Origin of the sequence: Pseudomonas lactucae, from assembly GCF_036688725.1 — a bacterium.
Classification (GTDB): Bacteria; Pseudomonadota; Gammaproteobacteria; order Pseudomonadales; family Pseudomonadaceae; genus Aquipseudomonas; species Aquipseudomonas lactucae.
In genome coordinates, this window is sequence record NZ_JAQQPT010000003.1 from 197763 (window position 1) to 210681 (window position 12919).

Below are 12919 nucleotides of genomic sequence, written 5' to 3' on the forward strand. Positions count from 1 at the left end.
CTACCCTCAGCCGTTGGGCCCTACTGTCGCGACGATAGTCACTTGCTTGTTGTCAGGAATTTCCTGATAAGCCAAAACGTGCAAATTCGGTACTGCCAGGCGTCCAAACCGCGACAACATCGCTCGGACCGGGCCTGCCACCAGTAGAATCACCGGTTGGCCCTGCATTTCCTGGCGCTGGGCGGCGTCAATCAAAGAACGCTGCAGTTTTTCAGCCATGCTTGGCTCCAGCAGAACGCCCTCTTCCTGGCCTTGTCCCGCCTTCTGAATACTATTGAGCAAAATCTGTTCCAACCTGGGCTCCAGGGTGATCACAGGCAGCTCGGAGTCAAGCCCTACAATGCTTTGCACGATTGCGCGGGACAATCCGACACGCACCGCCGCCACCAGCGCGGCGGTATCTTGACTCTTGGCGGCGTTGTTGGCGATGGCCTCGGCAATGCTGCGAATGTCGCGCACCGGCACCTGTTCGGCCAGCAGCGCTTGCAGCACTTTGAGCAGTTGCGACAACGACAGCACGCCGGGCACCAGCTCTTCGGCAAGTTTTGGCGAGGCTTTGCCCAGCAAACCCATCAATTGCTGGACTTCTTCGTGGCCGATCAGCTCGTGGGAGTGCTTGTACAGAATCTGGTTGAGGTGCGTGGCGACCACGGTGCTGGCGTCCACCACGGTGTAGCCCAGGGACTGCGCCTGGCTGCGCTGGCTGATTTCGATCCACACCGCCTCCAGGCCAAAAGCCGGATCTTTGGCGGTAATGCCGTTGAGGCTGCCGAACACCTGGCCGGGGTTGATCGCCAGCTCGCGGTCCGGGTAGATCTCGGCTTCGGCCAGGATCACGCCCATCAGCGTCAGGCGGTAGGCGCTCGGCGCCAGGTCGAGGTTGTCGCGGATGTGCACGGTGGGCATCAAAAAGCCCAGGTCCTGGGACAGCTTCTTGCGCACGCCCTTGATCCGCGCGAGCAATTGGCCGCCCTGGTTGCGGTCCACCAGCGGAATCAGGCGGTAGCCGACTTCCAGGCCGATCATGTCGATGGGGGTCACATCGTCCCAGCCCAGCTCCTTGGTTTCCTGGGCGCGGGCCGGGGACGGCAGCAGCTCCTGCTGGCGCGCGACTTCCTGCAGGGCTTGGACCTTGACTGCGTTTTGCTTTTTCCAGAACAGGTAGGCACCACCCGCCGCCATGGCGGCCATGCTCAGGAATGACACGTGCGGCATGCCCGGCACGATACCCATGATCGCCATGATGCCTGCCGCCACGGCCAGGGCCTTGGGCGAGGCAAACATCTGCCGGCTGATCTGTTTGCCCATGTCCTCGGAGCCCGAGGCACGGGTGACCATGATTGCAGCCGCTGTGGATAACAACAGTGATGGCAATTGCGCCACTAAACCGTCACCGATGGTCAGCAAGGCGTAGACCTTGCCCGCATCGCCGAAGGTCATGCCGTGCTGGAAGATGCCCACGGCCATGCCGCCGATGAGGTTGATGAACAGAATCAGCAGGCCGGCGATGGCGTCACCGCGCACGAATTTGCTGGCGCCGTCCATGGAACCGTAGAACTCGGCTTCCTGGGCCACTTCCAGACGGCGGGATTTGGCCTGGTTCTGGTCGATCAGGCCGGCGTTGAGGTCGGCGTCGATAGCCATCTGCTTGCCGGGCATGGCGTCGAGGGTAAACCGCGCGCTCACCTCGGAAATTCGCCCGGCGCCTTTGGTCACCACCACGAAGTTGATGATCATCAGGATCGCGAACACCACGATACCCACCACGTAGTTACCGCCGATCACCACCTCACCGAAGGCCTGGATCACCTTGCCGGCGGCAGCGTGACCGTCCTGGCCGTGGAGCATCACCACGCGGGTAGAGGCCACGTTCAAGGCCAGGCGCAACAGGGTCGCCACCAGCAAAATCGTCGGGAACACCGCGAAATCCAGCGGCCGCAGGGCGTATACGCAGACCAGCAACACCACCACGGACAGGGCGATGTTGAAGGTGAAGAACACGTCGAGCAGGAACGGCGGCATCGGCAACATCATCATTGCCAGCATCACCAGCAACAACAACGGCACACCCAGATTACCCCGCGAGAGGTCAGTCAGGGTCGTACGGGCCGTGCCGAGCATTTGAGAGCGATCCACCACCGGTATTCCTCGTAACGTAAAGCAAACTTTTGACGCCGGGAGGCGTCCTGGTGGGGGTAGTGCAAGAAGCCTTCCAACTTTGGTTTCGGGTTTGGTTAACCTCACAAGCGACCGTGTCTAAGGCCATATACCGATCCAAATGTAGGAGGGGGCTTGCTCCCGATATAGGTGAGTCAGGCCATGAATCTGCTGCCTGACACACTGCTATCGGGAGCAAGCCCCCTCCCACAGTTGGATTTTTTTGCGTGCAGCGCTACCGGCGAACGATCAATCAATGAGTCTTCACACCACTCGCACGCTCGTAGCCTGAGGTCCTTTTTGTCCTTGTTCGATTTCGAACTCAACCTTCTGGTTTTCTTCGAGCGTCTTGAACCCGTCACTCTGGATCGCGGAAAAGTGAACAAAGACGTCAGCTCCGCCCTCATCCTGAGTGATAAACCCAAAGCCCTTTTCCGCGTTGAACCACTTCACCGTACCCGTAGCCATTGCCGTTCTCCGTACTTTTCATTGAGCTTATTCAGGTGTTGGCAATGCACCGATGCGCAACGCATAAACACCTTCGCGTCCATGTCTCATTTGAAACGTCATCCGCCTTCCCACCCAAAGCGTGGTCCCAATCCAGTTGCGTCGGTTAACCAGCACACGTTCTTCGCCGCCATCGAGCGCAATCAAACCCTCTCCCGTCGCCGGGTTATAGGACTCGATAACACCACTGCCCACTTCCAATACCCTTCTCCCCGCAGCTCGTAACCACCCACGGCCATAGAACCGTGAGAAGAGGTGGTTGGCTACTGTCAGAGTTGACAGGTAGACATCGATTGACGATAGGTGGTAACGGCAACCGTTAAAGGGAAGGCGGCATGCGGATTACGAATCGCGGCGCAATTCCGGCGGGATCGGCAAGTCCTTGAGCGGGTCGGGGCGCTTGCCTTTGCCGGCGCGGTATTGGCGGATCTGATAGACGTAGGCCAGTACCTGCGCCACGGCCAGGTACAGCCCGGCGGGGATTTCATGGTCGAGGTCGGTGGAATAGAAGATCGACCGCGCCAGTTCCGGCGACTCCAACAGCAGGATCTCGTTGGCCACGGCGATTTCGCGGATTTTCAAGGCAGTGAAGTCACTGCCCTTGGCCAGCAGCATCGGCGCGCCGCCCTTCTCCGGGTCGTACTTGAGGGCCACGGCATAGTGGGTCGGGTTGGTGATGACCACGTCGGCGTCGGGTACCGCCGCCATCATCTTGCGCTGGGACATTTCGCGCTGCAGCTGGCGGATGCGTTGCTTGACCTCGGGTCGGCCTTCCTGGTCCTTGTGCTCGTCACGCACTTCCTGCTTGGTCATCAGCAGTTTCTTGTGGCTTTCCCACAGCTGGATCGGTGCATCCACCGCCGCAATGATGATCAGCCCGGCCGACATCCACAGCGCGCTCCAGCCGACCACCTGCACGCTGTGGATGATCGCCGACTCCAGCGGTTCGTGGGCGATGCGCAGCAAATCATCGACGTCGGACGACAACACCGACAGCGCCACGAACAGAATCAGGATGAACTTGGCCAATGCCTTGAGCAGCTCCACCAGCGCCTTGGCGGAAAACATGCGCTTGAGCCCGGCGGCCGGGTTCATGCGGCTGAATTTGGGCGCCATGCTGCCGGCCGCGAACAGCCAGCCGCCGAGGGCGACCGGGCCGATCAGCGCGGCCAGCAGCAAGGTGATCAAGATCGGCTGCACCGCCAGCAGCGCGATTTTCCCCGAGTGCATCAGGTATTGCCCCATGGAGTCGGGGTTGAGCAACACTTCACGGGGCAGGCTGAAGTTATGTTTCATCAGTTCCAGCAGGTCCAGCGCCAGACCGCCACCGTAGATCAGCAGCGCGCCGGAGCCGGCCATCATGGTCGCGACAGTGTTGAGCTCCTTGGAGCGCGCAATCTCGCCCTTTTCCCTGGAGTCCTTCTTCCGTTTCTCCGTGGGGTCTTCTGTCTTGTCCTGACCACTTTCGCTCTCGGCCATGGCTCAGCGCGCCCGTGCCAGATCGCGTAAGAACTGCAAGGCGTCGGTGGCCAGCGGTTGATACTGATTGAGGATGTCAGCCATGCCGACCCAGAAAATCCACATGCCCAACACCAGGGTCAAGGGGAAACCGATGGAGAAGATGTTCAGTTGCGGCGCGGCGCGGGTCATCACCCCGAATGCGATGTTGACCACCAGCAGCGCGGTGATCGCCGGCAATACCAGCAACAGAGAGGCGCCCAACACCCAGCCAAGGCGCCCGACGACTTCCCAGAAGTGATTGACCACCAGCCCCGAGCCCACCGGCAAGGTGGTAAAGCTTTCGGTCAGCACCTCGAACGCCACCAGATGGCCGTTCATGGCCAGGAACAGCAAGGTCACCAGCATGGTCAGAAATTGCCCGATCACCGCCGCCGAGATACCGTTGGTGGGGTCGACCATGGACGCAAAGCCCATGCCCATCTGGATCGAGATGATCTGCCCGGCAATCACGAATGCCTGGAAAAACAGCGACAGCGAAAACCCGAGCATGGCACCGATCAGCACCTGCTCGGCGATCAGCATCAACGCGCTCAAATCCAGCGCATTGACCGCCGGCATCGGCGGCAGCCCCGGCACGATCACTACGGTAATCGCCACCGCGAAATACAGGCGAATACGCCGTGGCACCAGGGTCGTGCCGAACACCGGCATGGCCATCAACATCGCCGTCACGCGGAACAACGGCAGGATGAAGGAGGCCACCCAGGTACTGATCTGGGTATCGGTCAACGCCAGCAGCGAGTTCATCGGATCAGCCGATCAACTGCGGAATACTGCCGTACAGCTGCAGGATGTATTCCATGAAGGTCTGTACCAGCCACGGGCCGGCGACGATCAGCGTCACCAGCATCACCAACAGGCGCGGCAGAAAGCTCAAGGTCTGTTCGTTGATCTGCGTCGCGGCCTGGAACATCGCCACCAGCAACCCCACCAACAGGCTCGGCACCACCAGCACCGCGACCATCATGGTGGTCAGCCACAGCGCTTCACGGAACAGGTCGACGGCGACTTCTGGCGTCATCGCGCTATACCCCGCCGAAACTGCTGGCCAGGGTGCCGATAATCAGCGCCCAGCCGTCCACTAGCACAAACAGCATGATCTTGAACGGCAACGAGATGATCAGCGGCGACAGCATCATCATGCCCATGGCCATCAGCACGCTCGCCACCACCAGGTCGATGATCAGGAACGGGATAAAGATCATGAAGCCGATCTGGAAGGCGGTTTTCAGCTCGGAAGTGACAAACGCCGGCACCAGAATGGTCAGCGGCGCCTGGTCCGGGCTGGCGATGTCGGTACGCTTGGACAGGCGCATGAAGAGTTCGAGGTCGCTGGAGCGGGTCTGCGACAGCATGAAGTCCTTGATCGGCCCCTGGGCCTTGTCGATCGCGTCCTGGGCCGTCATTTTTTCCGCGAGGTACGGTTGCAGGGCTTGCTGGTTCACCTTGTCGAACACCGGCGCCATGATGAACATCGTCAGGAACAGCGCCATGCCGGTGAGGATCTGGTTCGACGGCGTCTGCTGCAGGCCCAGGGCCTGGCGCAGGATCGAGAACACGATGATGATCCGTGTGAAACTGGTCATCAGCATGACGAACGCCGGGATAAAACTCAGCGCCGTCATGATCAGCAGGATCTGCAGGCTGACCGAATATTCCTGGGCGCCGGCGGCGTTGGTGCCCAGCGTAATCGCCGGGATCGACAGCGGGTCGGCGCCAAAGGCCAACGGCGTGGCCAGCCACAGCATGAGCGTCAATAAAACACGCATCACTTCTTATCCTTCTGATCCTTGCCCAGCAACTCCATCAGGCGCTGGGCGAATTCCGGCGTGGCGGGCTGTGACTGGGTGGTTTGCACCGGGGTCTTGAGCACATGCAGCGGGGTGATGCGCCCAGGGGTGATACCCAGCAGGATCTGTTCCTCGCCCACCTGTACCAGCACCAGCCGATCACGCGGGCCAAGCGCGCGCGAGCCGACCAGCTCGATCACCTGGGCGTTGCCCGGGCCGATGCTCTGCACGCGGCGCATCAGCCAGGCCAGCACGAAAATCACACCGACCACCAGCAACAGGCCCAGCACCAACTGGGTCAACTGCCCGCCGACACTGCCGGTCACCGGCGCGGCGGCAGCCTGGGCCACCGGCTCGGCGGCCCAGGCGTGAACTGGCAGCGCGACCAACAGTCCCACCATCAGCCGTTTCATATCAGCGCAACTTCTTGATGCGTTCACTTGGGCTGATCACGTCGGTCAGGCGGATGCCGAACTTTTCGTTGACCACCACCACTTCGCCATGAGCGATCAGGGTGCCGTTGACCAACACGTCCAACGGTTCACCGGCCAGGCGGTCCAGCTCGATCACCGAGCCCTGGTTGAGTTGCAGCAGGTTGCGGATATTGATATCGGTGCTGCCCACTTCCATGGAGATCGACACCGGGATATCGAGGATCACGTCCAGGTTCGGCCCGTCGAGGCTCACCGGCTCGTTGTTCTTCGGCACGCTGCCGAACTCTTCCATCTGCAGGCGGTTGCCGGCAGGCGCGGTGGCGGCGTCAGCGGCCAGCAGGGCATCGATATCGTCCTGGCCGACATCGCCGGTTTCTTCAAGGGCAGCCGCCCATTCGTCAGCCAGGGCCTGGTCTTCGGCGGAAGTGTTTTCGTGTTCGGTAGCCATTACATGTCCTCGGCGGAGCAAACATTCATAAAATTAAGGGGTGATCAGCGACGATTGATCGGCTCGATCACTTGCAGCGCCAGGTTGCCCTTGTGGGAACCCAACTTGACCTTGAACGATGGCACGCCGTTGGCGCGCATGATCATTTCCTGCGGCAACTCGACGGGGATCACGTCCCCAGGCTGCATGTGCAAAATATCCCGCAGGCGCAACTGACGCCGGGCGACGGTGGCGCTCAGCGGTACGTCGACGTCCAGCAGGTCTTCACGCAGGGCCTTGACCCAACGCTCGTCCTGGTCGTCCAGGTCGGACTGGAAACCGGCGTCGAGCATCTCGCGCACCGGCTCGATCATCGAGTACGGCATGGTCACGTGCAGGTCGCCGCCCCCGCCATCGAGTTCGATGTGGAAGGTGGACACCACAATGGCTTCGCTGGGGCCGACGATGTTGGCCATGGCCGGGTTCACTTCCGAGTTGATGTACTCGAAATTGACTTCCATGATCGCCTGCCAGGCTTCCTTCAAGTCGATGAAGGCTTGCTCCAGCACCATGCGCACCACGCGCAATTCGGTGGGCGTGAATTCACGGCCTTCGATCTTGGCGTGACGGCCATCACCGCCGAAGAAGTTGTCCACCAGTTTGAACACCAGCTTGGCGTCGAGGATGAACAGCGCAGTGCCGCGCAGTGGCTTGATCTTGACCAGGTTGAGGCTGGTGGGCACGTACAGCGAGTGCACGTACTCGCCGAACTTCATCACCTGCACACCGCCCACCGCTACGTCCGCCGAACGACGCAGCATGTTGAACATGCTGATACGGGTGTAGCGGGCGAAACGCTCGTTGATCATCTCCAGGGTCGGCATGCGTCCGCGGACGATGCGATCCTGGCTGGTGAGGTCATAACTTTTGACGCTGCCGGGGTCGGCAGCCATTTCGGTCTGTACCAGACCATCGTCGACACCATGCAACAGCGCGTCGATTTCATCCTGGGACAGCAGGTCTTGCACGGCCATGTCGTGGTCCTACTGCAATACGAAATTAGTGAAGAGCGCCTGCTCGATCACGACTTTGCCGAGCTCTTTCTGGGCCACTTCCTGCACGCTGGCAGTGACCTTCTGGCGCAGCATTTCCTGGCCCACCGGCGTGGCCAGGGTATCGAAGCTCTGTCCGGAGAACAGCATCACCAGGTTATTGCGGATCACCGGCATGTGCACTTTGAGCGCCTCCAGGTCCGCCTGGTTGCGTGCCAGCAGAGTGATGCTCACCTGCAGGTAGCGTTGACGACCGTTCTGGTTGAAGTTGGCAACAAAGGCCGGAAGCATGGGTTCGAAGATTGCCGGCTGCTTGGCGTTGGTGGCGGCTTCGGCGACGGGAGCCGGTTTGCTTGCACTGCTGTGCATGATGTACCAGGTGCCACCCACCGAGGCGCCGATGGCCAGGAGCAGGCCCACGACTATCATCAGGATAAGCTTGAGCTTGCCTTTGCCTTTCCCTGCGGGTGCTGTTGCTGCGTCTTCGCTCTTCGCCATGCCAATAATCCGTCACTATTCGGGGATTCGTAGATCTACGCAAAGGCAAGAGCAAGTGTTATGCCAGAGTTGTCCGGCAAGTAGGAGACAAAAGGAACGCCACCCCTCCCGCATTTTGTGCTGCGTTGGGCTCAGGTCAGGCGTAGTAGTCGACGGCGCTGGAGCCGATCACCGTCGAAGTCACGGGCGTCATTGTCTCGGCCACATCAATGTGGCCGCCGCTGTCGCCGTTATCGCCACCGCGCCCGCCACTGCCGCTCACGCCACGGGTCTGGGCCTGCTGTTGCTGCTGTTCCTGACCACGGGACTGGTCGGAGACGTTGACGTCCACCTGCCCCATGCCCTGCTGGGCGAACATTTCCCGCAGGCGGCCGGACTGGCTTTCCAGCGCTTCGCGCACCACCGGGTGCGCGCTCATGAAGTTGACCTGGGCCTGCTGATCGGCCGTCATGTTGACCTTGATGTCCAGGCGCCCGAGTTCTGCGGGCTGCAACTGGATCTCCGCCGACTTGAGGTTGGCGCTGGACAGGTACATCACCCGGTTGACGATTTCGTCGGTCCAACCGCTCTGGTGCATGGCCAGCGGTGCATTGGTCACCGGCGGCAAGGCATTCGCGGTTTTCGGCGTGGCCGCCTGGGTCAGTGCCGCCAGACGATTGGCGAAGTCATCGACACGGGTGTCACTGTCGGCACGCTTCAAGTCCTTGAGGCCATCTTCGATCAGACCACCAAAGGCCTTGTCGCCACCGGTGTCGGTGCTGTCCTTGGTGGCTTGCTGGTCGACCATCGTGGCCAGGCCCGCGGCAAAGTTCTGCGCGGCGGTCGGCTGATCCTGGGTCGTCGGCGCGGCGGTTTTGGCGGGCGCCTGGCTGCTGGCCGATACATGCCCGCCCTGCTCCATCGCCAGGCGCACGACCGGCATGGCGTCCAGTGGGTCGGCCGCCGGGTCGAAGTCCGGCTTGACCTCTTCAGTCGCCGTGATCGGCGCAGCCGCCACCGGCTGCGCCTTGGCGTCGGTGACGGCTGCGGCCGGCACCGGGTTTTCCACCGGCACGGGCACGGCGACCGGGGTGACAGCGGCAATCAACGCCGGGTCAACCACCGGGTCAACCGGGGGCTGCTGCACCAGGGTCGGATCGACAGGTGCCTCGTCATCCTGGCCGGCACTGTCGTCGGACGTGGCCGGCGGCTTGGCAGGCAAGGTATTGCCGCTATCGGCAACCGCCGGCGTAGTGGCGGCAGGCGTATCGCGGCTGTCCACCGGCTTGGCGCCGGCATCGGCGGGCTTGTCACGGGTCGGCCTGGCTGCGTTATCGTCACCCTTTACGACGGGTTTCGAACCTTGGCTGGCGAACACTTGAGCGAAGCCAGGGCCCTTGTCCTGCGGGTCCGCGGCCACCACCGCAGGGGTGGCGACAGGCGCTTGAGGCTTGGCCGCGGGGGCAGCCTGGAGAAGCGAATTCGGGGCGACTGGCATAGGTAAAGGTCTCCACTGCATGGGGATCGGGGATGCAGTATCAAGAGGTAGAGCAAGAGTCGGGCCAGGTCGGTCAATGACCTTCAGTCACAGCTCGAATCGTTGCCGCTCATGCTCGTACAACGGCCGAACGATCGCGAATTCCTGATCGATCTCGTCCACCAACTCCCGCAGATCCACCTCGGCAGGCTCGGCGGAGCCGTCTTCAAGCTGTTGGCAAAGTTGCGCCAACCGCACGGCCCCCAGGTTGCCGCTGCTGCCCTTGAAGCTATGCGCGATCTGCCCCAACACCTTTGCATCATCTCGCGCCTTGCGCAGCGCTTCGATGCGTTTCTGGGAATCATCAAGAAAGGTATCGAGCAACTTCGGATACCCGTCTTCCATGACTTCCTGCAAAACCGACAACACCTCAGGGTCCATATGAATCTCAGCCACTTGCTCGCTCCATGATCAAGAATCGGCGAATTATGCCAGAGCCCCCCAGCAAAACTCTACGCAGACGCTGCGCCCGCCGTCGGACCAACGCACCGCGCTGCTCAGTTGACGCACCAGGCTCAAGCCCCGACCGGACAGACGGTCGATATCCAGCGGCCGCGCCAGCACTTGCTCCACGTCGAAGCCGAGGCCGCTGTCCTCAAGGCGCAGCGTCATTTTGCCGCCGGTCTCGGTGGGCACCACCTGCACATGCACGCGCACGTAGCCGCTGCTCAACGCCGCCAGGCGGTCATTGCGCTGGCGATAATACTCGGCAAACCCCGCGGCATCGCGCTTGAGCCGCGAGTCCAGGCCCAGCACGCCGTGTTCGAGGGCATTGGAATACAACTCAGCCATCACGCTGTAGAGCGCCCCGCTCTGCTCGCGCAGGCCATGAACCTCCAGCAACAGTTGCAACAGGTAAGGCAACGGGTTGTAGCGTTTGAGTGTTTCGGCGCGAAATTCGAAACTGACCGACCAATCCAGCGGGCAGGATTGGCCGCTGTCGGCATACAACGGCCCCGTCGCGCGCAGCGACTGGCCAGGCTGCAGGGTGATCTCCACCATGCTCACGTCGTCGCGCGCTTCACCGCAAAACGCAGCCAGGGCCTGCTCGATGTCTTCGAACAGACGGTCCGGCTCGCGGTTGGCGGCGAAAACCTCATGCAAACGCTGTGCGCCAAACAGTTGGTCGTTGCCATCGGCGGTGTCCAGCACGCCATCGGAGAGCAGGAACACCCGATCACCCAAGGCCATGGGCCAGACTTCAGTGCGGTCATCGAACGCCTGCGCCGACAACACCCCCAATGGTAAATGCCGCGATTGCAGCGGCGTACGCTTGCCGCTGGCGACCTCATGCACGTAACCGTCCGGCATGCCGCCGTTCCACACCTCCACCACGCGCCGCTCCGCGCTCAGGCACAACAGGGTGGCGCAGCAGAACATGTCCACCGGCAGGATGCGTTTGAGCTTGGCATTCATCTCCCGCAGGATCTGGGCCAGGCCATAGCCCTTGGCGGTCATGCCGTAGAACACATCCGCCAGGGGCATCGCCCCCACCGCCGCCGGCAACCCATGGCCGGTAAAATCGCCAAGCAACGCATGCATGTCGCCGGATGGCGTGTAGGCCGCCAACAACAGGTCACCGTTGAACAGCGCATAGGGCGATTGCAGGTAGCGAATATTCGGCGCGGCGTTGATGCAGCCGGAGTGGGCGACCTTGTCGAACACCGCCTTGGCCACCCGCTGCTCGTGCAGCAGGTAGTCGTGGTGCCTGGCAATCTGGTCGCGCTGCTGCAGAACCGTGGCCTGCAGGCGCCGCAGGCGGTCCATGGCATTGATCTTGGCCGCCAGAATCACCGGGTTGTAGGGCTTGGGCAGGAAGTCATCACCGCCGGCGTCCAGGCATTCGGCCAGGGCGGTACTTTCACGCAGGGAGGTGAGAAAGATAACGGGGACCAGCTCTTCGCCCGCCAGTTGCTTGATCCGCCGCGCGGCGATAAAACCATCCATCACGGGCATCAGGGCGTCCATCAACACCAGTTGCGGACGTTCGCGGGCGAATACTTCAACGGCTTCCTCGCCGTTGGTCGCGGTGAGCACGTGATGCCCCTGGCGCCGCACAATCGTCGACAGCAACAGCAGATCGGTGGCGCTGTCTTCGGCGATCAGGACGGTCAACGGCTCGGACACGGAGGTGAGGCCCGTCAAGTGATGTCGAACAGCTTTTCGAAGTTGGAGATGGCGAGGATCTTGTGCACGTCAGAACTGCTGTTGACCAGCTTGACCTCCGCTTCGTCCCCCCCCGCATGATCACGCAGCAGCAGGAGCATGCCGAGGGCCGAACTGTCCATGTAGGTGGCTTCTTTCAGGTCGACCACATACAGCTCCGGCACCTTGTAATAGCGCTCATACGATTCACGAAATGCCTGGTGACTGCCGAAATCGAACCGGCCCTTGATTGCGATCGTCAACTTCTTCCCATCCAGGGATACTTCCGACTCGACTGACATACGACTGTTTCCTTGTCATTGGCATAGACACAAGGTTTAGCAGCTGAACCGGCGATGAGCAACACAGACCATCAAATGTATGGAGACAAGCCCCCTCCCACATTTGCCCTGCTGCGTTAGTTAAAACTGTTCCTGGCGGGGAAGGCGCTGGGACAGTTCGTCCAGCAGCTTCTGTTCGCGCTTGTCTTCCAGCGCCCGCGCCTCGTCGATATAGCGCTGCACCAGTTTGCGCAAGCCTTCGACCCGGGCGAACGCCGCTTGCCAACTCTCACGGGCTTTATCGAGGTTGTTCTGGTGCCAGGCGAGGCTTTGGCGCTGCTGGCCCACGGCGGTTTCCAGCTGGTTGAGAAAGCCCTGGTAACCCATCAGCCACTGGCCCGACACGCCCTTTGTGCCGCGCTCGATCCATTGCTGCTGGTATTCGCTGCGAAAGCGCTCCAGGTCGCCCAGCTTGCTCTCGGCCAGACGTACCTGGCCCTGGAAGTAACCCAGGCGCTGGACCGCGGCTTTTTCGGCCTTCTCGGCCATGTCCACCACCGGGGCCAGGCGGGCGGCGCGGCTGTTGGCCAT

Annotated in this window: 16 protein-coding genes; all 16 read right to left on the reverse strand. The window is 61.5% G+C overall.

Translation table 11 applies throughout. The annotated features are described in order from the left end of the window. Window positions 1-6 precede the first annotated feature (6 nt). Window positions 7-2121, reverse strand: coding sequence for a flagellar biosynthesis protein FlhA (gene flhA / locus V6M90_RS04455; RefSeq protein WP_370694860.1), 2115 nt, complete (start codon window positions 2119-2121; stop codon window positions 7-9). A 300-nt stretch (window positions 2122-2421) separates the two neighbouring features. Continuing rightward, window positions 2422-2625, reverse strand: coding sequence for a transcription antiterminator/RNA stability regulator CspE (gene cspE / locus V6M90_RS04460; protein WP_141063599.1), 204 nt, complete (start codon window positions 2623-2625; stop codon window positions 2422-2424). 27 nt (window positions 2626-2652) lie between these two features. Further along, window positions 2653-2865, reverse strand: coding sequence for a hypothetical protein (locus V6M90_RS04465; protein ID WP_141063598.1), 213 nt, complete (start codon window positions 2863-2865; stop codon window positions 2653-2655). Window positions 2866-3006: 141 nt separating this feature from the next. Then, a complete protein-coding gene (gene flhB, locus V6M90_RS04470; protein ID WP_003175298.1) occupies window positions 3007-4143 on the reverse strand; it encodes a flagellar biosynthesis protein FlhB in 1137 nt (378 codons plus the stop codon). Between the two features lie 3 nt (window positions 4144-4146). Further along, window positions 4147-4932: a flagellar biosynthetic protein FliR gene (fliR, locus tag V6M90_RS04475; protein ID WP_332846141.1), complete on the reverse strand. Its 786-nt coding sequence runs from the start codon at window positions 4930-4932 to the stop codon at window positions 4147-4149. Between the two features lie 4 nt (window positions 4933-4936). Beyond that, window positions 4937-5206 carry a flagellar biosynthesis protein FliQ gene (fliQ, locus tag V6M90_RS04480; protein WP_003175300.1) on the reverse strand — a complete coding sequence of 90 codons (270 nt, stop codon included), beginning with the start codon at window positions 5204-5206 and terminating at the stop codon, window positions 4937-4939. 4 nt (window positions 5207-5210) lie between these two features. Beyond that, window positions 5211-5954, reverse strand: coding sequence for a flagellar type III secretion system pore protein FliP (gene fliP / locus V6M90_RS04485; protein ID WP_003175301.1), 744 nt, complete (start codon window positions 5952-5954; stop codon window positions 5211-5213). After that, on the reverse strand, window positions 5954-6388 hold the full coding sequence (gene fliO / locus V6M90_RS04490; protein ID WP_003175302.1) for a flagellar biosynthetic protein FliO: 435 nt from the start codon (window positions 6386-6388) through the stop codon (window positions 5954-5956). Before fliO ends, fliP begins: the two co-directional genes overlap by 1 nt. 1 nt (window position 6389) lies before the next feature. Then, window positions 6390-6857: a flagellar motor switch protein FliN gene (gene fliN / locus V6M90_RS04495; protein WP_003175303.1), complete on the reverse strand. Its 468-nt coding sequence runs from the start codon at window positions 6855-6857 to the stop codon at window positions 6390-6392. A 44-nt stretch (window positions 6858-6901) separates the two neighbouring features. Continuing rightward, complete coding sequence (gene fliM, locus V6M90_RS04500; RefSeq protein WP_078734099.1) at window positions 6902-7870, reverse strand: flagellar motor switch protein FliM; 969 nt, start codon at window positions 7868-7870, stop codon at window positions 6902-6904. A 9-nt stretch (window positions 7871-7879) separates the two neighbouring features. Then, window positions 7880-8386: a flagellar basal body-associated protein FliL gene (gene fliL / locus V6M90_RS04505; RefSeq protein ID WP_003175305.1), complete on the reverse strand. Its 507-nt coding sequence runs from the start codon at window positions 8384-8386 to the stop codon at window positions 7880-7882. Window positions 8387-8522: 136 nt separating this feature from the next. Further along, window positions 8523-9863 (reverse strand): flagellar hook-length control protein FliK, encoded by a 1341-nt coding sequence (locus V6M90_RS04510; RefSeq protein WP_305427584.1) that lies wholly within the window; start codon window positions 9861-9863, stop codon window positions 8523-8525. 87 nt (window positions 9864-9950) lie between these two features. Next, window positions 9951-10298 carry an Hpt domain-containing protein gene (locus V6M90_RS04515; RefSeq protein WP_003175307.1) on the reverse strand — a complete coding sequence of 116 codons (348 nt, stop codon included), beginning with the start codon at window positions 10296-10298 and terminating at the stop codon, window positions 9951-9953. 30 nt (window positions 10299-10328) lie between these two features. Then, window positions 10329-12029 (reverse strand): ATP-binding SpoIIE family protein phosphatase, encoded by a 1701-nt coding sequence (locus tag V6M90_RS04520; RefSeq protein WP_408637278.1) that lies wholly within the window; start codon window positions 12027-12029, stop codon window positions 10329-10331. A 14-nt stretch (window positions 12030-12043) separates the two neighbouring features. Then, the gene (locus tag V6M90_RS04525) at window positions 12044-12349 is read right to left on the reverse strand and encodes an STAS domain-containing protein (RefSeq protein WP_003175309.1); all 306 of its coding nucleotides are present in this window, start codon (window positions 12347-12349) and stop codon (window positions 12044-12046) included. 120 nt (window positions 12350-12469) lie between these two features. Continuing rightward, complete coding sequence (fliJ, locus tag V6M90_RS04530; RefSeq protein WP_003175310.1) at window positions 12470-12919, reverse strand: flagellar export protein FliJ; 450 nt, start codon at window positions 12917-12919, stop codon at window positions 12470-12472.